This is a genomic window from Aeromonas sp. s8, from assembly GCF_040907785.1.
Lineage (GTDB): Bacteria > Pseudomonadota > Gammaproteobacteria > Enterobacterales > Aeromonadaceae > Aeromonas > Aeromonas veronii.
Window position 1 is genome coordinate 13,487 of record NZ_JBFOCL010000025.1, and the last position, 22,699, is coordinate 36,185.

A 22,699-nucleotide genomic window follows, 5' to 3' on the forward strand; every position below is an offset into this window, starting at 1 on the left:
GAGCAATGAAGTAAGATTTGGAGAGACTGACATGTCTAGAGTATGCCAAGTAACCGGCAAGCGCCCGGCAGTTGGTAACAACCGTTCGCACGCTAACAACGCCACCAAGCGTCGTTTCCTGCCGAACCTGCACACTCACCGTTTCTGGGTTGAGAGTGAAAAACGCTTCGTAAGCCTGCGCGTATCCGCAAAAGGCATGCGTATCATCGACAAGCGTGGCGTTGAAGTGGTTCTGGCTGAACTGCGCGCCAGCGGTGTTAAGGTATAAGGAATTAGATCATGGCTAAAGGTATTCGCGAGAAAATTCGCCTGAACTCCAGCGCCGGTACTGGTCACTTCTATACCACTACCAAAAACAAGCGCACCATGCCCGAAAAAATGGAGATCAAAAAGTTTGATCCCGTTGTTCGTCAGCATGTGATCTACAAGGAAGGCAAAATCAAGTAATTACTTGATGCTGCATTCCCAAAAACCCGGCCTTGTGCCGGGTTTTTTTATGCGCCGAATTCAGTACACTGCCGGTTCAAAGGGAGGCTTGCCATGTTCAAATTGAGCCGCAAAGGCTGGAATAACGTGATCATTGTGGTGGTGCTGATCGTGATCACCCTGTTGCATCGTATGGAGACTGCCCAGCAGGAGAACAGCGCCAAGCGGGCTCGCCCCTTGCTGCCGGATGCGGCCGTGGTGCTCACCTGGCAGGGGCCGAGCTGGCAGATTGAGCGGATTGGTCAGGGCTGGCGCAGCGTGCCGGATCTGGGGCTCGACACGGCTCAGCTGGATGCCCGTCTGGCGCGCTGGCAGAGCTGGTTGCTGCCCCCCGGCGAGGTGGTGCGCGGCACCCCGGTGGCCATCAAGGTGTGGATTGCCGGCCAGAACGATCCGGTCGAGATCGGCCTCTATCAGAACAGCGGCCAATATGGCGCTCAGCTCCCCTCCGGTCTCTGGCTCGCCCTCACTGCCGAGCAGTATCGCGATCTGCTGCGTCCTGCTCCCTGAGTTTCTTTTCCTTGCGAGGTGCCCATGCCCGAATTGCCAGAAGTTGAAGTCAGTCGTCAGGGGATCTCCCCCTGGCTCACCGGTATCAAGGTGACGCGCGTGGTGGTGCGGGATGGCCGCCTGCGCTGGCCGATCCCCGGTGAGATTCAGGAGCTGGTGGATCTCACCATCCATCGGGTGCGTCGCCGTGCCAAATACCTGCTGCTGGAGACCGATTTCGGCACCGCCATCCTTCATCTGGGGATGTCCGGCAGCTTGCGGGTGCTGGATATCGGCACCCCGGCCGAGAAGCACGACCACGTGGATATCGAGCTGGAGAATGGCAAGCTGCTGCGGCTCAACGATCCGCGCCGCTTCGGCGCCCTGTTGTGGACCCGGGAACCGGCCGAAGCCCACGCGCTGCTCGCCAAGCTGGGGCCAGAGCCGCTCACCGATGCCTTCAGTGCTGATTACCTGCAGGGGCGCGCCAAGGGGCGCAGCACTGCCATCAAGCAGTTCCTGATGGACAATCAGGTGGTGGTCGGGGTGGGCAACATCTACGCGAACGAGGCGCTCTATGCTGCCGGCATTCACCCCAAACGGGCGGCGGGTAATATCAGCGCCGAGCGGTTGGGAACCCTGGTGGCCGAGATCAAGCGGGTGTTGGCCGAGGCGATTCGCCAGGGCGGCACCACTCTCAAGGATTTCACCAGTGCCGACGGCAAGCCGGGCTATTTCGTGCAGCAGTTGCAGGTTTATGGCCGTGGCGGTCAGCCCTGTTTCCACTGTCACACCCTGCTGACCGAGACAAGAATGGGCCAGCGCACCACGGTTTTTTGCAGTCATTGCCAGCGCTGAGCGCACTTTTTGCCCCAATCCGGGGGAAGTTGTAACAGCGTATTTCCACTCTGTTGAAGATTTGCACAGCTGTCACTAGTATCCCGACCGTTCAGGCGGTTTGAGAATATAAAAATGACAGTTAAATCAATAGACTGGGAATATTTATCCCGGCAGGAGCGCTATTGCGCAAAATCCATGGCCCGCTTCCTCTACCCCGAGGGATGTGACCGGAAAACCTTCAATCGCGGCAAGTTCGTGCTGCGCAGCCTGCTCTATCGCAAGTCGCTGAGCCGGGTCTTCAGCCTGTTTCAGTGCGACTCGCTCAAGGCGCTGCCGGCGGTCTATCCCGAGCTGCTCGACAAGCCGATGCGTCCCTATCGCTTCGCATGTGCCAGCGCCCGTCAACGGGCCGAGATGCTGGAAAATCACTATCGGTTGCTGCTGGAGTGCTACCCGCAGCTGATCGACCCCCTCTATCTGGGCGAGGGGATCGCGTTGGGGCACTATCCCCAGAGCGGCTGCCGCATTCTGTTGCGTCACGATGGCACCTTCCGCCGCGAGGCCGAGCTGGCACTCTCCATCGTCAACGGAGAGGGGCAGCGCCTCTACAGCTGCGCCTTTTCGCTGGCGGGTAGCGTGGATCGTTTGATTCTGATGATCGGCTCCATGCAGGGGCCGGAGCCTGCGGTCGACAATGCTCAGGATCGGGTGCGCGAGCTGACCAAAGAGGGGCACGGCCTGCGGCCCAAATCCCTGCTGGTGCAGCTGGTGCTGCAACTGGCGCAGGCCATGGGGGCGGCAGAGGTGCTGGCGGTGCGCAAGCGGGCCCACGTGTTTCAGGCCAAGCGCTACAGCAGCAAGCAGAAAGCCAATTTGCAGGCCGATTATGACGAGCTGTGGCAGGAGTTCGACGCCCGGGATGTAGACGCCAACTTTGTCGCCCTGCAAGCCCAGCCGCGCAAGCCACTGGAGGAGATCGCTTCCAAGAAGCGGGCCATGTATCGGCGCCGCTATGAGTGGCTCGATCTGCTGGTGCAGGAGATGAACGAGCGGTTTGCCCGGCAGTAACCGGCAAGCGGGCTGACCTCTCCATAGCGAGAGAGATACAACAAGGGCTACCCGCGGGTAGCCCTTGTTCGTAGTTGCCGTCGGGAATGGCGAGTGTGGAAGGGGATCACCCTTTCTGTTTGGCTGCGATGGCCTGGGCCACCACGGGATCGACAAACTGACGAATGTCGCCACCGTGCAGCGCCACCTCTTTCACCAGAGTGGAGGAGATAAAGGAGTTCTCCTCCGCCGGGGTGAGGAAGACGCTTTCCAGCTCCGGCATCAGGCGGCGGTTCATATTGGCCAGCTGGAACTCGTACTCGAAGTCGGAGACGGCGCGCAGGCCGCGGATCAGCACGTTGGCCTGATGCTCTTTGGCGAAATCGACCAGCAGGCCGGAGAAGCCCACCACCTTGACGTTGGGAAGCGTGCTGGTCACTTGCTGGACAAGCTGGACACGTTCTGCCAGATCGAACAGAGGTCGCTTGCTCGGGCTGTTGGCGACACCGACCACCACCTCGTCAAACAGCTTGGCGGCGCGGCCGATGAGATCGGCGTGGCCATTGGTAACGGGATCAAACGTCCCGGGATAAATCACCCTGGTAGTCATCTTTGCGGTCCTGCAACCTGGAAATTTGGTCGCATTATAAGGTCGTCGCTTGAGAATAGCAGTGCATCAGGCAAGAATACGCCATCGCGCATCAAGCCTCCTTGCATTGGTGACAGGGAGCAAAGGGATTTTTTATGAAACGTATTCTGGTCGTTCGCAATGACAAGATTGGTGACTTCATGCTGGCGTGGCCTAGCTTCGCCATGCTCAAAGGCTCCATGGCGTGTCATGTGACTGCCCTGGTTCCGGCCTACACGGCGCCGCTGGCCCGACTCTGCCCCTGGATTGACGAGGTGATCATCGATCCGGGCGTGCGTGCCGACAAGGAGCAACAGCGGGCGCTGCTGGCGCGGATCAAGGCGGCTGCGTTCGACGCGTCCATCTGCCTCTTCTCCAACTCCCGCAACGCCATGCTGGTGTGGAAGGCGCACATCCCTTACCGGCTGGCCCCGGCGACCAAGCTGGCGCAAGTGCTCTACAACCAGCGACTGGTGCAGCGCCGCTCCCGTTCCCAGAAGCCGGAGTCCGAGTACAACCTGGAGCTGATCCGCCGCTTCCTGGCCGATCAGCAGGTGGCTGTGGTGGAGCCCAAGACCCCCTTCCTGCAGTTCGATGACGAGACCTTGCTACAGGTGCGCGAGCAGTTGGCACTCAAGCTCAAGCTCGATGCCAGCCGCCCCTGGCTGATGGTTCACGCCGGCAGCGGCGGTTCGGCCAACAACCTCTCCATCGAGCAGTATGCTCGCATTATCATCAAGCTCAATCAGGCCTGCCCCGAGCTGCAGTGCGTGCTGACCGCAGGACCGGGCGAGGAGAAGATGGCCGAACAGCTGGCGGCCGAGTTGCTGGCCCACGGTGGCAACGGCTGGATCTACCGCTCCAGCGATGGTCTGCCGATGTTCTGTCAGGTGCTGGCCAACGCAGCCCTGTTTATCGCTGGCAGTACCGGCCCGCTCCATATCGCCGGTGCGCTCGATGTGCCGACTATCGGTTTCTTCCCGATGCGGCGCTCCGCGACTCCGCTGCGCTGGAAGCCCCTCAACAGCGAAGGGCGTCACCTTGCCTTCAGCCCGCCGGAGGATAGCGACCATCCTGAGGATATGAGCCAGCTCGATCCCAAGACCATGGTGCCGGTGATGGCCCGCTGGGCGGCGCCTTTCTGGCGCAAGTAACGTATGCAGCAATGCAAACAGGGCCCCGCGGGGCCCTGTTTCGTATGACGGTTATTCCGGCTGCTGCGGTTGCTGGCGCACCCAGAGGTCGGCGTATTTTACGAAGGTGGAGTGGGCGGAGAGGATCGCCAGCAGCAACCCTTGCTTGCCATCGAGGAAGCCCGCTTTGAGCAGGTACATCTTGAGGAAGCAGCCGACGGCGTGCATCAGCCCCTGACTGAGGGAGCCCTTCTTGCCGCGAGCGGTGCGCTGATCGGCCCAGGCGCGGGCATAACCGGCGGATTTGACCAGATAGTGCTCCAGATCCCGATAGGTGAAGTGGAGCAGGTCGCCGTAGAGGTTGACGATCTTCATGTTGGCGCGCACCTCCACCTTCTCGTGCACCAGCGCCTCGTTGTAGCTGGTGAGCGCCTTGGGGTAGAGGCGCAGCACCCGATCCGGATACCAGCCACTGTGGCGGATAAAGCGGCCAAAGACCCAGGAGAGGCGCGGGATCGAGTAGATGGTATCGCTGGCCGGATTGGTCATCACGTTGGCGATGGCGGTTTTCAGCTCGGGGGTGAGCCGCTCGTCGGCATCCAGCCACAGCACCCAGTCGGATTGCACGTGGGACTGGGCCAGTCGGCGCTGTTTGCCAAAGCCGGGCCACTTGGCGTTGACGAAGAAGCGGGCCCCAAATTCGGCGGCAATGGCCGGGGTCTCGTCCTGGCTGCCGGAGTCCAGAATGACGATCTCGTCCACCAGTCCGTCGAGGGAGGCGAGGCACTTGCGCAGGTTGTCGGCTTCATTCTTGACGATCAGAACGGCAGCCAGAGTCGGTTTTTTCACGAATGTGGGCTCACGGTTATTGCCCGGCTGGCGGGTCGAATGCGTATTGATGGGCCATTCTAACGGAAAAACGGGCCAAAGAGAGAGCCGCCATTGCCCGTTTCTATCAGCTGTTTGCCTGCTCGGCTGGCGTTGCATCTCTTCAGAAGACCTGTGGAAAAATGAGACGGCAGGGGGGATTGCCAAGGATCTTCTGTTATTTATCCAGTCATTCTTGGGGCATAATCTCGCCCAGTGATGATTAACAGCCGGGCCAGTCCCGAGAGAAGACGCGTGATGAAAATATTGGTGATCGGCCCCTCCTGGGTCGGCGATATGGTGATGTCCCAGAGCCTCTACAAGGCGATCAAGGCCAACCATCCGGAGTGCGAACTGCACGTGATGGCCCCCGCCTGGTGCTGCGCCCTGCTGGAGCGGATGCCGGAGGTGGACAAGGCGATCACCATGCCCCTCGGCCACGGTGACTTCAAGCTGGTGGCGCGCCGCCGCCTCGGCAAGCAGCTGGCCGCCGAAAAATACGATCAGGCCATCGTCCAGCCCAACTCCATGAAGTCGGCGCTGATCCCCTGGTTTGCCCGCATTCCGGTCCGTACCGGCTGGAAGGGCGAGAGCCGCTACGGCCTGCTCAACGACCTGCGCAGCAACAAGTCCGCCTTCCCGCTGATGGTGGAGGGCTATCTGGCGCTCGCTTATCCCAAGGCGCAGATGAAGAGCCGGGCCGATATTCCGACCATTCCGCATCCGGCGCTCCATGTCGATCTGATAAACCAGAGCAAGGCGCTGGAGCGGCTGGGGCTGGATCGCGCCCGCCCGGTGCTGGTGCTCTGCCCCGGTGCCGAGTTTGGCCCGGCCAAGCGCTGGCCGGAGGGGCACTACGCCGTAGTGGCCCAGCAGCATCTGGACGAGGGGTGGCAGGTGTGGATCTTCGGCTCCAACAAGGATGTGCCGGTAGCCAATACCATCCGGGATCGGGTCAATCTGCTGACTCGCCCCAACTGCCACGTGCTGGCGGGCAAGACCAGTCTGCACGAGGCGATCGATCTGATGGCGCTGGCCAGCCGGGTCATCTCCAACGACTCCGGCCTGATGCACATCGCCGCCGCCCTCAACCGGCCGCTGGTGGGCGTCTATGGCTCCACCTCGCCACTCTATACTCCGCCGCTGGCGGATCGGGTCGAGATCGTTCACACCGACATCGAGTGTCGCCCCTGCTTCAAGCGCACCTGCAAATTCGGTCATCTCAAGTGCCTGATCGACCTGGCGCCGGAGCAGGTGGTCGATGCCTGCAAGAAGCTGGAGCAGAGCCAGTAAGATGCCCTACCGTCTGCTCTACAACCTGCTGATCCATCTGGGATTGCCGCTGGCGCTGCTGGCCCTCTACAAGCCGAAAAAGGGCAAGCCCGGCTTTGGCGAGCGCTGGGCCGAGCATCTCGGGCGGCTGCCCGCCACCGGACAGGAGGCGCCGCTCTGGATCCATGCGGTGAGCGTGGGGGAAACGCTGGCCATCACGCCGCTCATTCGCGCCCTCAAGGCGGAGCGGCCCGATCTGCCGATCCTGCTCACCACCACCACCCGCACCGGCGCCGATCAGGCTGCCAAGCTGGGGGATCTGGTGATCCATCGCTACGCGCCGCTCGACTACCCCTGGGCGGTGGCGGCCTTTCTCGACACCTTCAAGCCGCGCGTACTCTGGGTGATGGAGACCGAGCTGTGGCCCAACTGGCTGGCCGCCTGCGAGGCGCGCCATCTGCCGGTGACCATCATCAATGCCCGTCTTTCCGAGCGATCCTGCCAGCGTTATGCCCGTTTCCACGGCGCCTTCGACGCCCTGAGCCGACCGCTGACCCATCTGCTCTGCCAGCATCAGGATGACGCCGACCGCTTCGCCCGCCTCGGTATCGATCGTTCGCGGCTGGCGGTGACCGGCTCCATCAAGTTCGATATCCAGTTTGGTGACGAGGTGCAGGCAAAAGGGCGCGCCCTGCGCCAGCAACTGGGGGCGGATCGGCCGGTCTGGATCGCCGCCAGCACCCATCAGGGTGAGGACGAGCAGGTGCTGGCCGCCTTCGATCTGCTGCTCAAACGCCATCCCGATGCGCTGCTCATTCTGGTGCCACGCCACCCCGAGCGGTTCGATCGGGTGGCCGAACTGTGCGCCCCTTATGGCTGTGTGCGGCGCACTGATGGTGCTGCGGTGAGTGCGGAGGATAAGGTCTATCTCGGCGATACCATGGGCGAGCTGCCGCTGATGCTGGCGGCGACCGATGTGGCTTTCGTCGGCGGCAGTCTGGTGAAGATCGGCGGTCACAACCTGCTGGAACCGGCAGCCCTCGGCAAGCCCTGCCTTACCGGCCCCGCCTATTTCAACTTCAGCGACATCACCCGCCAGCTGGTGGCTCAGGGGGGCGCCGCCATCGTGGCCGATGCCGCCGAGCTGGGCGAGCAGGTGAGCCAGCTGTTTGCCGACGGCAACGCCCGCCGCGAGATGGGCGAGCAGGCCCGCGCCGTGGTGCTGCGCAATCAGGGAGCGCTGGCGCGTACCCTCTCGCACTGCCTTACTGCGCTGGAGAACGACTGAACCCATGATGAGCACCGCACTGGCTCTCGATTTTCAACTGCAAAAGCGTCAAAGCAACTGATCCCCGTTTCACACGTCATCAAAGAGGCAACCATGTTCAAGGCTCTGTTACTGGAAAACCAAGACGGCAAGACTGTTCCGACTCTGACCCGGCTGGCCGAGAGCCAGTTGCCGGAAGGTGAGGTGCGGGTGGCGGTCGCTTACAGCTCCATCAACTACAAGGACGGGCTGGCCATTACCGGCAAGGGCAAGATTGTGCGTCAGTGGCCGCTGGTGCCCGGTATCGACTTCGCCGGTACCGTGCTCGAGTCTGCCGACAGCCGCTATAAGCCCGGCGACAAGGTGGTGCTGACCGGTTGGGGCGTGGGCGAAGGGCATTGGGGCGGTATGGCCGAACAGGCGCGGGTCAAGGGGGACTGGCTGGTGCCGTTGCCCGCCGGGCTTGATGAACTGCAGGCTATGTGCATCGGTACCGCCGGTCTCACCGCCATGCTCTGCGTGTTGGCGCTGGAAGAGGCGGGCATTACTCCCGCAAGTGGCGAGGTGCTGGTCACCGGTGCGGCAGGCGGTGTTGGCTCCACCTCGGTTGCCCTGCTGGCAGCCCTTGGCTATCAGGTGGCTGCGCTTACCGGTCGTCCGGAAGAGCAGGGCGCCATGCTCACTGCGCTGGGTGCCAGCCGCATCGTGCCGCGCAGCGAACTGCTGGTGCCTGCCAAACCGCTGGAAAAACAGCTGTGGGCCGCTGCCATCGATACCGTCGGCAGTCAGGTGCTGGCCAAGCTGCTGGCTCAGATGAACTATGGCGGCGCTGTGGCGGCCTGCGGGCTGGCGGGCGGCTTCGATCTGCCGACCAGTGTGATGCCCTTTATCCTGCGCAACGTGCGGTTGCAGGGGGTCGATTCGGTGATGTGCCCGTTTGAACGTCGTCAACTGGCGTGGCAGCGACTGGCACGGGATCTGCCAGCCAGCTTCTTTGAACAGGCGGTTACCGAGATTGGGCTGGAGCAGGTAGTGGAGGCCGCCGAGGCCATCACGCAAGGCCAGATCGCCGGTCGCACCTTGGTCAAACTTTGAACTCTCTCTGACTGGCGAGCCCGACAATTCCGGATAAAATTGGAGGGCGGGTGAACTATCCAAGGAGAGTGAAGATGGGTGGACACAAGCCGGATTACGACTCCTCTGATGATGATTGGGAGCCGGATTCCTGGGAAGAAGAGCTGGATCAGTGGGAAGATGAAAGCTGGCAGGATGATGACACTTTCGATGACCAGTGAACCACAGCATTGAACGAACAGGCGGGCTTTGGGCCCGCCTGATTTTTTTGCCGCGCTCACACGGCTGAGCGTTCGTCCTTGGTCAGGGGCGGGGCGCTCGGTAGAATGAACTGCCCAAATGACGCTCAAGGATGACTATGCGACTCACCATCATATTGTTGGCTGCCCTGCTGGGTGGCTGTGTCTCCAACGATGATCCCTGCGAGAAGGTGTGGAGTGAGGTGGGGGAGGCGGATGGCAAGCTGGGCTTCACCACCGAGCGGATCGAGTTCCATCAGGGCCAGTGTGGCAAGAAGGTGGATCCTGAACTGTGGAAGCAGGGACATCAGAAGGGATTGGCATGGTATTGCCGCCCCGAGCACCTCTATCTGGCTGGCCGCTCAGGCGAGGAGTATCGCGGCGTTTGCCCGAATGATACCCAGGCGCGCAGATTGTTCGAACAGGGACGTCAGGGGTGGACCGATCAATAACACCGTGACAGGGAGGGGTGTTACTCCTCTTTCAAACGCAGCGGTTGGCAGAGGTAACCCTTGTCATTGGCACTGCGGGCACACTTGCTGCAGACAAACTTGGGTTTGCGGACTATCTTGCGCAACGCCTTGAGATCGGTGGGGATCTCGTGACGGCGCCATTCACACAGGGTTTTGCTGCCCATAACGACTACCTCTACGACTTGACGGCCGTATTGTAATCGATTTTCATTTCGAATAAACCGGCGAAGCTCGCTTATTGGCCGATATGCCAATAAGCGATTGTTTCGGGAGGGATTACTGGTAGAGGAACTTGGTGAAGATAAGCTCGCGCACCGCTTTCTTGCCGGTCTCTTTCACCAGCAGTTCGTTGACGGTTGTCTCGCACTCCTTGCGCAGCTCTTCTCTGTTGGTCAGGGACTTCACTTGATCGGCATTTTTGCTGCCAATCAGACGGATGATGGCATCGCGGATCAGCGGGTCATGCTGTTCCAGCAGCTTGAGGTCGGCTTCGTTTTCCGCCATCAGCTCTACTGTGACCCGGATATAACCGAGGGTTTTGCTATCACTCAGGTAGTTGGTGATGATGTCGGGATCGAGCGCGTGGTAGGAGAAACCGGGCTTGGCAGCCCCCTCTGCGCCCTCGGCGGGCGGCTCATCTTCAGCAAGAGCTTGCTGCTGCAGGGCGCCACAGCTCAGTAACAACACCAGCAGAATTTTGAAGATCTTCATATAGATGGCTCATCAGCAAGAGATAACCCATTTTTGATGTTGCCATCGGGGCCGTCAAGCACGGATGTTCTTACATTTCGCTATTGATTTACGGATAATAAACCGGATTTTAACCTGAACACGGAAATCTCTGGATGGTGAAGCTGTGAAGTCCGAGTTGACTGTTCCCCTCACGCCGTTAAGCGGGTGGCTGGCCCCTGAATGTTGCGAATTGCCCGCCAGCTTGCGCCCCTGGCTGCTGGAGCCCGGCTCCATGACCCGGCGGCTGCGTCAGCACAATCGCCACTTTTCGGTGGAGTGGCTGGGCAATCACCCGGTCGCCCTTACTGCCGATGAGCAGTGGCTGGTGGATTCGGCCTCGCCGGCCGGTACCTGCCGCGAGGTGATCCTGCACGGGGATCGTGGGCCCGCCGTGCTGGGCTGGACCCTGTTTGCCGATGGTGCACTGCAAGGGAGCGGCATTGCCGAGCTTGGCGAGCAGCCGCTGGGTGAGCGGGTATTTGGCCATGAGCCTGCCCGCCGCGATCATCTGCAGCTGGCCCGTTTCGATATTGCCGCCAATCCCCGTTGCCCGGTCGCCACTGTCTGGGGGCGTCGTTCCCGTCTGTTTCTGGGGCAGTGGCCACTGCTGGTGCACGAGCTGTTTCTGCCCTCTCTCGTCTGTGACAAGGAGCTGGAGTGAATCTGTTAACCAAGGAGCGGGGACTTGCCTATATGCAGTTGGCCCGCGTCGACAAACCCATAGGCACTCTGCTGCTGCTGTGGCCAACCCTGTGGGCGCTCTGGCTGGCCGCTGGTGGCCTGCCCAATCTCTGGGTGCTGACCGTGTTTGTGGTCGGCGTCTTTCTGATGCGCTCGGCAGGGTGCGTGATCAACGACTATGCGGATCGCAACTTCGACGGCCATGTCAAACGCACGGCCGGTCGCCCCTTGCCCACGGGCAGAGTCAAGCCGTGGGAGGTGCTGGCGCTCTTCTTCGTGCTGGCGCTTATCTCGTTTGGTCTGGTGCTGACCATGAATCCGCTCACCATCGGTCTGTCGTTTGTCGCCCTGCTACTGGCGGTGAGCTACCCCTTCATGAAGCGCTTTATCTCCAATCCCCAGCTGGTGCTCGGGATGGCCTTCTCCTGGTCGATCCCCATGGCCTATGCGGCGCAGGCGGATGCTCTGCCGCTGGTGGCCTGGCTGCTCTTCTTTGCCAACCTGCTCTGGACCGTGGCTTACGACACCCAGTACGCCATGGTGGATCGAGATGACGACCTCAAGATCGGCCTCAAGTCCAGCGCCATCCTGTTTGGCCGTTACGACAAGCGGATCATCGGCGCACTGCAACTCTCGACACTGCTGCTGTTGCTGGCGGTCGGGCAGCTGATGACGCTGGGGGGCTGGTATTACTGGGGATTGCTGGGGGCGGCGGTGCTGTTTGTCTATCAGCAGCGGCTCATTCGCGAGCGGCAGCGAGAAGCCTGCTTCCAGGCGTTTCTCAACAACAACTATGTGGGGGCGCTGGTGTTTGCCGGTCTGGTGCTCGATTACCTGCTGGTGTGACATGTTCCCGCGCAGACTCCGATAAAAAAGAAGGCCGCATCATGCGGCCTTCTTTGTTTGCGTTGCAGATCAGAGCTGATTGCCTGCCTGAATGGTGCGGCGGATCTTGTTGCTCAGCAGCGGCACTATGTTGTCGGCCAGCGCCTGGAAGCGGCCGAGATCCGGCTTGCACTCGGGAGAGAGGTAACCCTCTTTGCGCAGCGTGTGGATCAGGGTACTGAACAGCTTCTGGTCGAAGAACTCGGGGGCGTTGATGCCGTGCAGGGTGCCGAGGCGCTCTGCCATCATCAGGCCGTCCGCCTCCAGCTGCTCCGCCTCGATATGAGGCTGTGCCAGCACCCGGGTCAGCACGATGGCGTAGCGTTGCAGGGTCTCCTGAATGCTCTCCGCCAGCAGCAGCAGGCGCATCTGGTTGGCCGGATTGACCCAGTAGCCGTCATCGTGGGTCTCGATCAGTTGCTGGGTCTGCAGCGCGTCGAGCAGGCTGTCGACCAGCGCCGGCAGATCCTCCTCTTCATAACGCAGGAACAGCTCGGTCTTGAGCAGCGGATAGATGTCGATGCAACGGGCCATGATCTCGCTGCGGGAGATCCCTTCGCACCGTTCGATCAGTGCCGCCACCAGAGAGGGCATGGCAAACAAGTGGAGGATGTTGTTGCGGTAGTAGGTCAGCAGGATCGCCTGATAGCGGTCCAGACTGATGATCTGCCCCAACTTGTCCTCGCTCACCTCGAACTTGTTGAGCTCCATCGCCTGATCCAGCAGGGTCTTGGCATCCTCATCCGGAATGGTGCTCTGCGGGCTGTAAGGCACCGCTTTGAGCAGATCCAGATAGGTGTTGAGCTGGGCCTGCAACTCGTCGCGGGTCAGGGCGTGGCGCTCGGCGGCCAGCAGCGCCAGCGCGCTCAGGGTCAGGCCGTTGACCGCGGCAGCGCCGTTGATGCGGGTCATCAGCAGTTCGGCCAGATTGTTGACGGTGCCCGCCATCCACTCCGGACGCTCCTCTTCCCCGATGTGCTTTTTCCAGTCGGGGATGTGTTCGCTCAGGTAGCTGTTGAGAGTCAGCGGCTCGCCGAAGTTGACGAAACCACGGCCGTAGTTGCGCAGCTTGCGCAGGATGCCGAGCACCTGCAGGAAGCTCTCTTTCTCCTTGCGACTCCCCTTGAGCTCGTTGTGGTAGGTGTTCACCTCCATCACGTGCTCGTAGCCCAGATAGACAGGCACCAGAGTCACCGGCCTGTCCAGCCCGCGCATCATTGCCTGCAGGGTCATCGCCAGCATGCCGGTCTTGGGCGGCAGCAGACGGCCGGTACGGGAGCGACCGCCTTCAGTGAAGAACTCTACCGAGTAACCCTTGGCAAACAGCAGGTTGAGGTATTCACGAAATACCGTGCTGTAGAGCGGGTTGCCCTTGAAGGTGCGACGGATGAAGAAGGCGCCGCCGTGGCGGAAGATGGGGCCCGCCGGCCAGAAGTTGAGGTTGATGCCTGCCGCGATATGGGGCGGTACCATCCCCTGGTGGTAGATGACGTAGGAGAGCAGCAGGTAGTCCATGTGGCTGCGGTGGCAGGGAACGTAGACGATCTCGTGCCCTTCTTGCGCCAGCTGGCGTACCTTCTCGGCGCCATTGACCGACAAACCGCGGTAGAGTTTGTTCCACAGCCAGCCGAGGAAGCTCTCGCCCAGGCGGATCAGACGGTAGGAGAAGTTGGAGGCGATCTCGTCCATGTAGCCATGGGCACGCTTTTGCGCCTTCTCGAGGCTGATCCCCTCGCGCTGGGCCTCCTCTTTAATCGCCTGCTGGATCACCGCGGAGTCGAGCAACTGCTTGAACAGCAGGTTGCGGTTCGGCAGTTTCGGGCCAGTGGCGGCCAGCTGCTGGCGGCTGAAGTGGGTACGGGCCACTCGTGCCAGCTTGTGGGCGATCGCCTCGTCGGTGCCGTGTTTGTCGGCCATGTAGCGCAGGGAGAGGGGCGGCGAGAAGCGCACCAGATTCTCGCGACCCTTGAGGATCACGATGAGCGCCTTCTTCAGCCGGTTCGGCGCCAGGCTGCTGATGATGTTGAGGCCGGAGGCTTCTTCCCCTTCCCGACCCGGAGCGCGGCCCCAGAACAGGGTGACGGGCACCACCTGGATATCCAGCTCGGGATCCTGCTTGTGCAGATCCAGCAGCTGGTGGAACTCCTGCAGGAAGGGGAGCGGTTTGCTGCGTTTGCCAAACAGGGGAGGCGGACGATCCAGACAGACATAGCGCGGCAGCAGCTGGCCGTTCAGTTCCAGCGGCGTGAAGGGACCGGGCAGACCGAGATCCTCGCAGCACTGCTGCAGGGTCATCAGGTCGGTGATCGAACTGGTTTTCAGGGCATAGACGATGGGTCTGGCCGGATCCAGATTGAGTTCTGTGATGGGATTTTCCGGCAGGCTCTTGTGATTGACCAAGCCGCTGACCGGCCATTGCAAGATGGCTCTGGAAATCTTCTGTCCTAGGGACATGTGCGTCTGCTCTCCAAAAAAATGCGGCGTGAGCATAGCAAATCGACAGCCCCTTGTCGCCGAGAGGTACGATGAGTCGGCTGCGCAGGATCAAAACAGCAGTAAATGAGGGGTTGGTTGCGACAAATGTCAGCTGCGCCTTGCCTTGGCCACTGCACTGTATATACTGCCAGTGTGCTGTATAAAAAGACAGGTGCCAATTCTATGAAACCCCTTACCCCCCGCCAGGCCGAAGTGCTGGAGCTGATCAAGGTGAACATGAGCGAGACCGGTATGCCGCCGACTCGTGCCGAGATTGCCCAGAAGCTTGGTTTCAAGTCGGCCAATGCGGCCGAAGAACATCTGAAGGCCCTGGCCAAAAAAGGGGTCATCGAGATCATGCCGGGCACGTCCCGCGGCATTCGCCTGTTGCTCGAAGAGGAAGAGGTGCTGGAAGAGAGCGGCCTGCCGCTCATCGGCAAGGTGGCTGCCGGTGAACCTATCCTGGCTCAGGAGCATATCGAGAGCCACTATCAGGTGGATCCCGCCCTGTTCCACCCGCGCGCAGATTTTCTGCTGCGGGTGCAGGGGATGAGCATGAAGAACATCGGCATTCTGGATGGCGATCTGCTGGCGGTGCACAAGACCCAGGAGGTGCGCAACGGTCAGGTGGTGGTCGCCCGTCTCGATGAGGATGTTACCGTCAAGCGCTTCCAGCGCAAGGGCAGTCAGGTATGGCTGCTGCCGGAGAATGAAGAGCTCTCCCCCATCGAGGTGGATCTCTCCTGCCAGCAGCTCACCATCGAAGGACTGGCGGTCGGGGTGATCCGCAACGCCGACTGGATGTAATCATCCCCGCCAACTGCGTTTGCCACACGGCCTCCTTCGAGAGGCCGTGCTGTTTCTGGCGCACTTTCCCTGTCATATCAAACAGATCATCGGCGGCGGCATTTTTGTCCTGCGTGACCGGCTACCAATCATCCATTTCAGATATATGCTCAGATCAGTGCCCTGTCGCCGAGACTGGGCTTGGCGCCTCCCTCTGACCATCGCAATGCGCAGGACGGGAGGGCCGGTAACAACGAGAATCGGGCAGTACACCTTCACGGGATATGAAGGGGGAGTGGGGAGATCCCGAGCCTTGTCGGGCAAAGGGGACCACTCGTAATGGTTGCAGATAGTCGTGACGGGCCTGTTCCCAGTTCAGGCCGACGAAGCAACATGACCTGTCGGTCAAGGAGGACTGGTATGGCATCAAGATCGCCATGGGATTCAGAGGCTGGGGCTGCGCCAGCGGAATCGTCAATCACCCGTTTCGTCAAAGGTAGCCGGATGACCTGGTTTTACGGTGTCTGGCTGCACCATCGTGGTTCGCACTGGACGCTCTGGCTGGGATGTCCGAAAGAGAAGGTGGTGCGTCTGGTGCTGCTGTTCAAACGGGGTCACGGTGATCGCCAGGGGGAAGAGGGCTGGCTGGCCCCCGTGATTCCCATCGGCGTGCGGGCCATCGGCAAGATGTTGCAGCAGGGACGTAACGCTCGCCCCTGAGCAGAAGAGACCAACAAATCCATCCATAACCGGCACCCAAGGGGGCCGGTTTCTTATGGCCGCAACTGGCGATTAATTATGCCAAATGGTCGACTCCTGACAGGGCGTTGCACAAGGTTGAACCACCTTGGCGGCTCGCTGAGGTACAATGCCCCCCTCTTGTCCGGTCACTGCTGGCCATCTGCCTCGAACTGAAAGGGTCTCTTGTTATGATGAAGCTCCGCTATCCCCTGCTCTTTCTGCTGCTGACAGCTTGTCTGATCCTGGTGTTTTACGCCACGCAGCCAGAGCAGCCGGAACAGGCCGATTATTATCCGGCGGGGCGGGACATCAATGATTTTGCCTTTACCGATGCGGACAACCAGCCGTTCACTCCTGCCAACCTGAAGGGGCACTGGACCTTCCTGTTCGTCGGCTACACCTTCTGCCCCGATATCTGCCCCACCACGCTGGCAGATATGCGCTCCGTCTATGACCAGCTGAAGAAGATGGCGCCCGACAGTCAGGTGGTGTTTATCTCGGCGGATCCCCAGCGTGACGATATTCCACGCCTCAAGACCTATACCGCCTTCTTCAATCCCGAATTCAAGGCGGCTACCGCCCCCCACGACAAGCTGTTCCCGTTTGTGCGCAATCTGGGGCTGATCTACTCCATCGCCAATCAGGGGGAGAAGGATTATCTGATCGATCACTCCGCCTCCATCGTGCTCATCAATCCCAAGGGCAAGCTGCAGGCGGTATTCCGCCCGCAGGTGGCGCCGGGTCAGGTGCCCAGGGTGCAGATGGCCACCATGCTCTCTGATTTCGCCCGCATCCTGAAGTTGGCAGGCCACTGAGCGTGACCCCAGCTGTTGCCCCCTGGTGGCGAGATCCCTCTCGCCACCGCGCTGTTTTTGCGCTCGCCCTGCCCATGGTTTTCTCCAATATCACCACCCCCTTGCTGGGGCTGGTGGACACCTGGGTGATCGGTCATCTCGGTCAGGCCTGGTTTCTGGGGGGCGTTTCGGTCGGTGCAACCCTGATCAACCTCATTTTCTGGCTGCTCGGCTTTTTGCGGATGTCGACCACCGGCCTGACGGCGCAGGCGCACGGCGCCGCCGACGGTCGTGCTCAGCTCGATACCCTGATGCGGGCGCTGGGGCTGGCCATTGCTCTTGGCCTGGCGCTGCTGTTGTTGCTCTTCCCCCTGTTGCCACGACTGATCGCCCTGAGTGGCGGCTCGCCCGAGGTGCAGCTCTATGCGGGCCAATATGTGGCGGTGCGGATCTGGAGCGCCCCGGCGGCGCTCTGCAATCTGGTGATCATGGGCTGGCTGTTGGGGATGCAGGATGCCCGTAGCCCCATGGTGATGCTGATCCTCACCAATCTGGTCAACATGGCGCTCGATGCCCTGTTTGTGCTCAGGCTTGGCTGGCAGGTGCGGGGTGTGGCGGCGGCCTCGGTCATGGCGGACTACTGCGCGCTGGCAGTCGGTATCTGGCTGGTACGCCGTCAGCTGCGGCAACTGGCGCCGACGGTGTGGCAGGATGGTTGGCAGCGCTGGCGGCAGCTTGCGCCCATGGTGCGGTTGCTCGGCCTCAACCGCGATATCTTCCTGCGCTCCCTCTGTTTGCAGCTCTGTTTCGCCTTCATGACTCTGCAAGGGGCACGACTGGGGGATGTGGCGGTGGCCGCCAATGCGGTGTTGCTCAACTTCCTGATGCTTATCTCCTACGGACTCGATGGTTTTGCCTATGCGGTGGAGGCCATGGTAGGACGAGCCATCGGTCAGCGGGATCGGCAGAAACTGCGGGAGGCCATCGTGCTCAATCTGGGCTGGGCCGCCCTCATCGCCAGTGGTTTTACCCTGGTGTTTGCCCTCTTCGGTGCCCACCTTATCGGCTATATCACCGACATTCCGGCCGTGGTGGCGGAGGCAAATCGTCAGCTTCCCTGGCTGATTGCCATGCCCTTGCTGGCGGTCTGGTGTTTCCTGCTGGATGGCGTATTTATCGGGGCGACCCGGGCGCGGGAGATGCGCAACTGCATGTTGTTGGCCGCGTTTGGCGGCTTCTTCCCGATCTGGTGGCTCTGTCAGTCGTGGGGCGTGGCCGCGTTATGGGCGGCGATGGCGGCGCTGATGGTGGGGCGCGGCCTGTCGCTGGGGGTCACTTGCTGGCGGCTGGAGCGCAGCGGGCATCTGCTCGATGCCCGCCACTGATCATCGGTGGCGCTTACATGGCGCCGTCGTAGCCGAGCTGGCGCCAGCTCTCGTAGACAAAGACAGACACCGCGTTGGAGAGGTTCATGCTGCGGCTCTGGGGCACCATAGGGATGCGCAGCCGCTGCTCGAACGGCAGACTCTCGATGATCTCGATGGGCAGGCCGCGACTCTCCGGGCCAAACAGCAGGGCATCGCCAAGGGCATATTGTGCTGCCGAGTGCGCGGTGCGCCCCTTGGTGGTGCAGGCAAACACCCGCTTGGGTGCCACGGCAGCCAGAAAAGCCTCATAGCTCGGCCAGCGCTTCACCTCGGCAAATTCGTGATAGTCGAGTCCCGCCCGCTTTACCCGCTTGTCATCCCACTCAAACCCCAGCGGCTCGATCAGATGGAGCCGGTAACCGGTATTGGCGCAGAGCCGGATGATATTGCCGGTGTTGGGCGGAATTTCCGGCTGGTAGAGGACGATATCGAGCATGACGAGCTCCTGCAAAGAGATGTAAAGCCAAGAAGGGGCGCCAGCATACCCAGCGCCCGTCCGGATGAAAAGGATCAGGCGATGGGCAAGCGGATGGTGATGGTCAGCCCGGTGGGGTGATTGTTGCTGGCCGCAATGGTGCCGCCGTGGCGCTGTATTGCCTCCGAGGCGATGGCCAGCCCCAGCCCGGTGCCGCCAGTCTTGGCGTTGCGGGCGTCATCGACCCGGAAGAAGGGCTGGAACAGCAGCGCCTGCTGCTCGTCAGGCACGCCGGGGCCGTCATCCCGAATGGTCATCACCCACTCCAGTCCCTCCCGATACCAGTCCACCTTGATGAACTCGCGGGCATATTTGAGGGCATTGCGCAGGGGGTTTTCCACCGCCCGGGCCAGCAGCTCGGGCCACATCTGGATCGACTCGGCAGGTAGCGGCGGCAGTCTGAGCTGTTTGCCGCTCTGATTCGCTTCGAACATGGCATCTTCGAGGATGGGTTCCAGCAGGTCGGCCAGCGGGTGTACCACCGGCGCCTCTACATGCTGCTGCACTCGCGACAGATCCAGCAGATCGCCGATCAGCTTGTCCAGCCGCCCGATCTCCGATTCGATCCGCGCCAGCTCGGCGCTGTCACCCTGCTTGCGGCGGATCAGCGCCTGTGCCAGCTGCATCCGGGTGAGGGGGCTGCGCAGCTCGTGGGAGATATCGGAAAGCAGCTGTTTCTGCTTCTGGATCATGCTCTTGAGTGTCTCCACCATGCGGCTGACGTTATCCGCAAGCTGGCCGATCTCGTCGCCCCGTCCCAGGTTGGGGATCTGTACCTCCAGATTGCCAGCCGCCAGTTGGGAGACCGACTTCTGCAACTGCAGGATGGGCCGGGTCAGCCGCCAGGCGAGCAGCAGGCAGAGCGGGGTGCTGACCAGCATCGAGATGCCCAGAATGCGGATCGGGTGATCCAGCACCTGAATAAACAGGAATAGGTAGGGATTCTCGGCATTGAGGCCGAAATAGACGTGATAGCGATGACCGTGGTGCTCCATCAGGAAGGGGCCGGCGATCGCTTTGCGATCCTCGTTGCCTAGCATGGGATTGGCCGGGTCATCGGCATCCACCATAAAGCGCACCACGAACTTGCGCGGATGGGTGGTGGACTGGATCTGCCCCTTCTCGTCGCGCAGGTAGACGTTATCCACCGGCAGCATGGCGATCTTGTCCATCGCCTTGGCCAGATCGAAATCCTGATCCGGCTCGGCGGCGTTGAGCAGGGCCTGCACGTTGTTCTGCATCCGCGCGACTTCGTGGGTCGGCAGCGGGATCTGGTTGCGGGGATCCAGGGTCGGCAGGCTGATCACGGCGGCCAGCATCACCAGCAGCATGAACCAGAACCAGAGGAAGATGTGGGTCGAGATCCCGTTGAGGGAGTTGATGCGCTCTATTCTTGCTCTAGCCACAGGTACCCGCGCCCCCGTACGGTTTTGAAGCGGGGCTGGCCATCGGTGCGATCCGGCAGCTTCTTGCGCAGGTTGCTCAGGTGCATGTCGATGGCGCGATCGAAGGGTTCCAGCTTCTTGCCCAGCACCTGCTCGGAGAGGTGGCTCTTGCTGACGATCTGGCCGGGATTACGCAGCAGGCACTCCAGCAGGCCAAACTCGGTGGCGGTTAACTCCAGCAGCTGTTCGCCGCAGCGGGCCTGCTGCAGGCCGGGTTGCAGCACGATATCCATGAAGTGCACTTCGTCGGAGGAGTTGCCGCGCTGGGGCGGGGCGCTCTGGGTACGGCGCAGGATGGCGCGTACCCGGGCCAGCAGCTCCCTGTCATCGAACGGCTTGGCCAGATAGTCGTCGGCACCCGCTTCCAGACCGTTGACCCGATCCTGGCTGTCACCGCGGGCGGTCAGCATCAGCACCGGGGTATCGTGGGTCTTGCGCAGCTTGGTCAGCATGGCAAAGCCGTTGAGTTTGGGCATCATTACATCCAGCAGCACCAGATCGAAGCTCTGCTCCGCCAGTCGTTGCAGCCCCTCTTCACCATCCTCGGCGACCGTGACCTGAAATCCCTCCAGGGTCAGAATTTCGGTGAGCAGTTGGGTCAATTCAAGATCGTCGTCGACCAGGAGTATTCTGTTCATCTGGTGTTATTCCGCAGATTTTCGCGCCAAACTGACGCCGGGGTCAGGGTATAATAAGTTTTTCATCGCCAGAGGAAAGCCGGTTTTGAGCCATCAACAATATTCCCGTTGGGTGACCTTTGCCAGCCTAGCGGCGGTCACCACCGCTACCTTGCTGATCATCGGCAAACTGATCGCCTGGTTGATGACCGACTCGTCGACCCTGCTGGCGTCGCTCACCGACTCCTTCATGGATGTGAGTGCCTCCATCATCAACCTGCTGGCCATTCGCTATGCGCTGGCCCCCGCCGATGACGAACACCGTTTCGGTCACGGCAAGGCGGAGTCGCTGGCGGGCCTCATCCAGTCGGCCTTTATCTCCGGCTCCGCCCTGCTGCTGGTGATGCACGGAATTTCATCCTTGCTCAATCAGGCGCCTATTCTGCGGCTGGAGGCGGGTCTCTGGGTCAGCGGTGGCTCCATCGTGCTGACCCTGCTGCTGGTCAGCTTCCAGAGCGTTGTCATTCGCAAGACCAACAGTGTGGCCATCAAGGCCGACATGCTGCACTACCGTTCCGATCTGCTGCTTAATGCCGGTGTCTTGCTGGCGCTGGTGCTGGCGGGGCAGGGGTGGTACTGGGCCGACGGCCTGTTTGCCATCCTGATCGGGCTGTTCCTGCTGTGGGGGGCGGGACACATCGGCTACGAGTCGGTGCAGGCCCTGCTCGATCGTCAGTTGCCAGCGGAAGAACAAGCGAGAATAATGGCGCTCTGCTGTGCCGTAGAAGGTGTACACGGCGTACATGACCTGCGCACCCGTCAATCCGGGCCGACCCGATTCGTACAGTTGCATCTTGAACTGGATGATCAGATCCCCCTGGTCAAGGCCCATCAGATCGCCGATGAAGCCGAGCTGGCGGTACGCCAGGCATTCGAGCGGATGGATGTCATCATCCACATGGACCCCATCTCGGTGCTGACAAAAGAACAACAGAGCCCTCACCCAGAACAACAGTAGGCTGCAACATGGATGAACTGGTTGCCAAAACCTGGCACAAAATTCAGCAAGAAGCGGAGTGCATGGCGGCCCAGGAGCCGATGCTGGCCAGCTTCTTCCACTCCACCATTCTAAATCACAAGAATCTGCGTTCGGCCCTCAGCTTCCAGCTGGCCAACAAACTCGACAGCGCCACCATGCCCGCCATCGCCTTGCGCGAGGTGATCGAGCTGGCCCTGCGCAGCGAGCCCGAGCTGCTGACGGTAGTGGCGGCCGACATCTGCGCCGTGCAGGAGCGGGATCCGGCGGTCGACCTCTTCTCCACCCCGCTGCTCTATCTCAAGGGGTTCCATGCCCTGCAGGGGTATCGGGTCGCCAACTGGCTGTGGCGTCAGGGGCGCCGCTCGCTGGCCCTCTATCTGCAAAACCAGATCTCGGTGGTGTTCGGGGTGGATGTGCACCCGGCCGCCCGCATCGGCAAGGGGATCATGTTCGACCACGCCACCGGCATAGTGGTGGGCGAGACGGCGGTGATTGAGGATGATGTCTCCATCCTGCAGAGCGTGACCCTCGGCGGTACCGGCAAGGAGAGCGGCGATCGCCACCCCAAGATCCGCGAAGGGGTGATGATAGGGGCGGGCGCCAAGGTGCTCGGCAATATCGAAGTGGGCATGGGCGCCAAAATTGGCGCAGGCAGCGTGGTGATCAACCCGGTGCCGCCTCATACCACGGTCGCTGGCGTACCTGCCAAGATCGTCGGCCGTCCGGAGTGCGACAAGCCTTCACTGGATATGGATCAGTGTCTCTGATCTCCCGGCCGGAGTAGTCG

General features: G+C 61.2%; 27 protein-coding genes. 19 read left to right on the forward strand and 8 right to left on the reverse strand.

The window, feature by feature from the left end; translation table 11 throughout:
* The first annotated feature begins 31 nt into the window (after positions 1–31).
* The 5 genes from rpmB to AB5Y86_RS08195 all read left to right on the forward strand — a co-directional run bounded on the left by rpmB (position 32) and on the right by AB5Y86_RS08195 (position 2,883).
* Complete coding sequence (gene rpmB, locus AB5Y86_RS08175; protein ID WP_005307492.1) at positions 32–268, forward strand: 50S ribosomal protein L28; 237 nt, start codon at positions 32–34, stop codon at positions 266–268.
* A gap of 11 nt (positions 269–279) precedes the next feature.
* The gene (gene rpmG, locus AB5Y86_RS08180) at positions 280–447 is read left to right on the forward strand and encodes a 50S ribosomal protein L33 (RefSeq protein ID WP_005307500.1); all 168 of its coding nucleotides are present in this window, start codon (positions 280–282) and stop codon (positions 445–447) included.
* A gap of 93 nt (positions 448–540) precedes the next feature.
* A complete protein-coding gene (locus AB5Y86_RS08185; protein ID WP_005339507.1) occupies positions 541–996 on the forward strand; it encodes a hypothetical protein in 456 nt (151 codons plus the stop codon).
* Between the two features lie 24 nt (positions 997–1,020).
* Entirely contained in the window at positions 1,021–1,833 is an 813-nt protein-coding gene (gene mutM / locus AB5Y86_RS08190; RefSeq protein WP_005357390.1) for a bifunctional DNA-formamidopyrimidine glycosylase/DNA-(apurinic or apyrimidinic site) lyase, read from the forward strand.
* Positions 1,834–1,947: 114 nt separating this feature from the next.
* Positions 1,948–2,883: a VirK/YbjX family protein gene (locus AB5Y86_RS08195; protein ID WP_368192563.1), complete on the forward strand. Its 936-nt coding sequence runs from the start codon at positions 1,948–1,950 to the stop codon at positions 2,881–2,883.
* A gap of 106 nt (positions 2,884–2,989) precedes the next feature.
* On the opposite strand, the gene coaD is transcribed toward AB5Y86_RS08195, so the two are convergent.
* A complete protein-coding gene (coaD, locus tag AB5Y86_RS08200) occupies positions 2,990–3,472 on the reverse strand; it encodes a pantetheine-phosphate adenylyltransferase (protein ID WP_040069411.1) in 483 nt (160 codons plus the stop codon).
* 134 nt (positions 3,473–3,606) lie between these two features.
* On the opposite strand from coaD, the gene AB5Y86_RS08205 reads away from it, so the two are divergent.
* On the forward strand, positions 3,607–4,644 hold the full coding sequence (locus AB5Y86_RS08205; protein ID WP_368192564.1) for a glycosyltransferase family 9 protein: 1,038 nt from the start codon (positions 3,607–3,609) through the stop codon (positions 4,642–4,644).
* A gap of 51 nt (positions 4,645–4,695) precedes the next feature.
* Here the strand turns inward: AB5Y86_RS08205 and AB5Y86_RS08210 are convergent, their stop codons facing one another.
* Positions 4,696–5,472, reverse strand: a complete 777-nt coding sequence (locus AB5Y86_RS08210; RefSeq protein ID WP_368192565.1) for a glycosyltransferase family 2 protein — start codon at positions 5,470–5,472, stop codon at positions 4,696–4,698.
* A gap of 276 nt (positions 5,473–5,748) precedes the next feature.
* Here AB5Y86_RS08210 and waaF point away from each other — a divergent pair, with 276 nt between their 5' ends.
* The 5 genes from waaF to AB5Y86_RS08235 all read left to right on the forward strand — a co-directional run bounded on the left by waaF (position 5,749) and on the right by AB5Y86_RS08235 (position 9,794).
* On the forward strand, positions 5,749–6,783 hold the full coding sequence (gene waaF / locus AB5Y86_RS08215) for a lipopolysaccharide heptosyltransferase II (RefSeq protein WP_005339516.1): 1,035 nt from the start codon (positions 5,749–5,751) through the stop codon (positions 6,781–6,783).
* A gap of 1 nt (position 6,784) precedes the next feature.
* Positions 6,785–8,050 carry a lipid IV(A) 3-deoxy-D-manno-octulosonic acid transferase gene (gene waaA / locus AB5Y86_RS08220; protein ID WP_368192566.1) on the forward strand — a complete coding sequence of 422 codons (1,266 nt, stop codon included), beginning with the start codon at positions 6,785–6,787 and terminating at the stop codon, positions 8,048–8,050.
* 93 nt (positions 8,051–8,143) lie between these two features.
* Positions 8,144–9,124: an MDR family oxidoreductase gene (locus tag AB5Y86_RS08225; protein WP_368192567.1), complete on the forward strand. Its 981-nt coding sequence runs from the start codon at positions 8,144–8,146 to the stop codon at positions 9,122–9,124.
* A gap of 74 nt (positions 9,125–9,198) precedes the next feature.
* Complete coding sequence (locus tag AB5Y86_RS08230; protein WP_005339521.1) at positions 9,199–9,324, forward strand: hypothetical protein; 126 nt, start codon at positions 9,199–9,201, stop codon at positions 9,322–9,324.
* Between the two features lie 137 nt (positions 9,325–9,461).
* Positions 9,462–9,794, forward strand: coding sequence for a DUF2799 domain-containing protein (locus tag AB5Y86_RS08235; RefSeq protein WP_040069401.1), 333 nt, complete (start codon positions 9,462–9,464; stop codon positions 9,792–9,794).
* A gap of 20 nt (positions 9,795–9,814) precedes the next feature.
* Here AB5Y86_RS08235 and AB5Y86_RS08240 read toward each other — a convergent pair whose 3' ends face one another.
* Both AB5Y86_RS08240 and AB5Y86_RS08245 read right to left on the reverse strand, forming a co-directional pair.
* A complete protein-coding gene (locus AB5Y86_RS08240) occupies positions 9,815–9,979 on the reverse strand; it encodes a hypothetical protein (RefSeq protein ID WP_005339525.1) in 165 nt (54 codons plus the stop codon).
* A 112-nt stretch (positions 9,980–10,091) separates the two neighbouring features.
* Positions 10,092–10,526 (reverse strand): flagellar basal body-associated protein FliL, encoded by a 435-nt coding sequence (locus AB5Y86_RS08245; RefSeq protein WP_005339527.1) that lies wholly within the window; start codon positions 10,524–10,526, stop codon positions 10,092–10,094.
* Positions 10,527–10,671: 145 nt separating this feature from the next.
* Here AB5Y86_RS08245 and AB5Y86_RS08250 point away from each other — a divergent pair, with 145 nt between their 5' ends.
* Positions 10,672–11,208, forward strand: coding sequence for a chorismate lyase (locus tag AB5Y86_RS08250; protein WP_236323389.1), 537 nt, complete (start codon positions 10,672–10,674; stop codon positions 11,206–11,208).
* Positions 11,205–12,074 carry a 4-hydroxybenzoate octaprenyltransferase gene (gene ubiA / locus AB5Y86_RS08255; protein WP_335844462.1) on the forward strand — a complete coding sequence of 290 codons (870 nt, stop codon included), beginning with the start codon at positions 11,205–11,207 and terminating at the stop codon, positions 12,072–12,074. The genes AB5Y86_RS08250 and ubiA overlap by 4 nt, the downstream gene beginning before the upstream one ends.
* A 69-nt stretch (positions 12,075–12,143) precedes the next feature.
* Here the strand turns inward: ubiA and plsB are convergent, their stop codons facing one another.
* On the reverse strand, positions 12,144–14,567 hold the full coding sequence (gene plsB / locus AB5Y86_RS08260) for a glycerol-3-phosphate 1-O-acyltransferase PlsB (RefSeq protein WP_335844461.1): 2,424 nt from the start codon (positions 14,565–14,567) through the stop codon (positions 12,144–12,146).
* Between the two features lie 204 nt (positions 14,568–14,771).
* Here plsB and lexA point away from each other — a divergent pair, with 204 nt between their 5' ends.
* The 4 genes from lexA to dinF all read left to right on the forward strand — a co-directional run bounded on the left by lexA (position 14,772) and on the right by dinF (position 18,294).
* Positions 14,772–15,395, forward strand: coding sequence for a transcriptional repressor LexA (gene lexA / locus AB5Y86_RS08265; RefSeq protein WP_005339540.1), 624 nt, complete (start codon positions 14,772–14,774; stop codon positions 15,393–15,395).
* A gap of 483 nt (positions 15,396–15,878) precedes the next feature.
* Positions 15,879–16,094, forward strand: a complete 216-nt coding sequence (locus AB5Y86_RS08270) for a hypothetical protein (protein ID WP_240337223.1) — start codon at positions 15,879–15,881, stop codon at positions 16,092–16,094.
* Between the two features lie 209 nt (positions 16,095–16,303).
* Positions 16,304–16,930, forward strand: coding sequence for an SCO family protein (locus AB5Y86_RS08275; protein ID WP_005339543.1), 627 nt, complete (start codon positions 16,304–16,306; stop codon positions 16,928–16,930).
* Positions 16,931–16,932: 2 nt separating this feature from the next.
* Complete coding sequence (dinF, locus tag AB5Y86_RS08280; RefSeq protein WP_335844460.1) at positions 16,933–18,294, forward strand: MATE family efflux transporter DinF; 1,362 nt, start codon at positions 16,933–16,935, stop codon at positions 18,292–18,294.
* 13 nt (positions 18,295–18,307) lie between these two features.
* Here the strand turns inward: dinF and trmL are convergent, their stop codons facing one another.
* The 3 genes from trmL to AB5Y86_RS08295 form a co-directional block, all read right to left on the reverse strand.
* Positions 18,308–18,772 (reverse strand): tRNA (uridine(34)/cytosine(34)/5-carboxymethylaminomethyluridine(34)-2'-O)-methyltransferase TrmL, encoded by a 465-nt coding sequence (gene trmL / locus AB5Y86_RS08285; protein ID WP_005339545.1) that lies wholly within the window; start codon positions 18,770–18,772, stop codon positions 18,308–18,310.
* A 74-nt stretch (positions 18,773–18,846) separates the two neighbouring features.
* A complete protein-coding gene (locus AB5Y86_RS08290) occupies positions 18,847–20,217 on the reverse strand; it encodes an ATP-binding protein (protein ID WP_005356054.1) in 1,371 nt (456 codons plus the stop codon).
* A complete protein-coding gene (locus AB5Y86_RS08295; protein ID WP_005339549.1) occupies positions 20,199–20,894 on the reverse strand; it encodes a response regulator in 696 nt (231 codons plus the stop codon). The genes AB5Y86_RS08290 and AB5Y86_RS08295 overlap by 19 nt, the downstream gene beginning before the upstream one ends.
* A gap of 85 nt (positions 20,895–20,979) precedes the next feature.
* On the opposite strand from AB5Y86_RS08295, the gene AB5Y86_RS08300 reads away from it, so the two are divergent.
* Positions 20,980–21,891, forward strand: a complete 912-nt coding sequence (locus tag AB5Y86_RS08300; protein WP_043826424.1) for a cation diffusion facilitator family transporter — start codon at positions 20,980–20,982, stop codon at positions 21,889–21,891.
* Positions 21,892–21,899: 8 nt separating this feature from the next.
* Positions 21,900–22,679 carry a serine O-acetyltransferase gene (gene cysE, locus AB5Y86_RS08305; RefSeq protein ID WP_076495375.1) on the forward strand — a complete coding sequence of 260 codons (780 nt, stop codon included), beginning with the start codon at positions 21,900–21,902 and terminating at the stop codon, positions 22,677–22,679.
* The last annotated feature ends 20 nt before the right edge of the window (positions 22,680–22,699 follow it).

Excerpts from the sequence above, each read along its gene's own strand:
- lexA (WP_005339540.1), top strand. The coding sequence starts at position 14,772 with ATGAAACCCCTTACCCCCCGCCAGGCCGAAGTGCTGGAGCTGATCAAG.
- AB5Y86_RS08240 (WP_005339525.1), bottom strand. The coding sequence starts at position 9,979 with ATGGGCAGCAAAACCCTGTGTGAATGGCGCCGTCACGAGATCCCCACC.
- AB5Y86_RS08225 (WP_368192567.1), top strand. The coding sequence starts at position 8,144 with ATGTTCAAGGCTCTGTTACTGGAAAACCAAGACGGCAAGACTGTTCCG.
- waaA (WP_368192566.1), top strand. The coding sequence starts at position 6,785 with ATGCCCTACCGTCTGCTCTACAACCTGCTGATCCATCTGGGATTGCCG.
- rpmG (WP_005307500.1), top strand. The coding sequence starts at position 280 with ATGGCTAAAGGTATTCGCGAGAAAATTCGCCTGAACTCCAGCGCCGGT.
- AB5Y86_RS08205 (WP_368192564.1), top strand. The coding sequence starts at position 3,607 with ATGAAACGTATTCTGGTCGTTCGCAATGACAAGATTGGTGACTTCATG.
- mutM (WP_005357390.1), top strand. The coding sequence starts at position 1,021 with ATGCCCGAATTGCCAGAAGTTGAAGTCAGTCGTCAGGGGATCTCCCCC.
- AB5Y86_RS08195 (WP_368192563.1), top strand. The coding sequence starts at position 1,948 with ATGACAGTTAAATCAATAGACTGGGAATATTTATCCCGGCAGGAGCGC.
- AB5Y86_RS08270 (WP_240337223.1), top strand. The coding sequence starts at position 15,879 with ATGACCTGGTTTTACGGTGTCTGGCTGCACCATCGTGGTTCGCACTGG.
- plsB (WP_335844461.1), bottom strand. The coding sequence starts at position 14,567 with ATGTCCCTAGGACAGAAGATTTCCAGAGCCATCTTGCAATGGCCGGTC.
- AB5Y86_RS08185 (WP_005339507.1), top strand. The coding sequence starts at position 541 with ATGTTCAAATTGAGCCGCAAAGGCTGGAATAACGTGATCATTGTGGTG.
- cysE (WP_076495375.1), top strand. The coding sequence starts at position 21,900 with ATGGATGAACTGGTTGCCAAAACCTGGCACAAAATTCAGCAAGAAGCG.
- trmL (WP_005339545.1), bottom strand. The coding sequence starts at position 18,772 with ATGCTCGATATCGTCCTCTACCAGCCGGAAATTCCGCCCAACACCGGC.
- rpmB (WP_005307492.1), top strand. The coding sequence starts at position 32 with ATGTCTAGAGTATGCCAAGTAACCGGCAAGCGCCCGGCAGTTGGTAAC.
- coaD (WP_040069411.1), bottom strand. The coding sequence starts at position 3,472 with ATGACTACCAGGGTGATTTATCCCGGGACGTTTGATCCCGTTACCAAT.
- AB5Y86_RS08230 (WP_005339521.1), top strand. The coding sequence starts at position 9,199 with ATGGGTGGACACAAGCCGGATTACGACTCCTCTGATGATGATTGGGAG.
- AB5Y86_RS08275 (WP_005339543.1), top strand. The coding sequence starts at position 16,304 with ATGATGAAGCTCCGCTATCCCCTGCTCTTTCTGCTGCTGACAGCTTGT.
- AB5Y86_RS08235 (WP_040069401.1), top strand. The coding sequence starts at position 9,462 with ATGCGACTCACCATCATATTGTTGGCTGCCCTGCTGGGTGGCTGTGTC.
- AB5Y86_RS08295 (WP_005339549.1), bottom strand. The coding sequence starts at position 20,894 with ATGAACAGAATACTCCTGGTCGACGACGATCTTGAATTGACCCAACTG.
- waaF (WP_005339516.1), top strand. The coding sequence starts at position 5,749 with ATGAAAATATTGGTGATCGGCCCCTCCTGGGTCGGCGATATGGTGATG.
- AB5Y86_RS08245 (WP_005339527.1), bottom strand. The coding sequence starts at position 10,526 with ATGAAGATCTTCAAAATTCTGCTGGTGTTGTTACTGAGCTGTGGCGCC.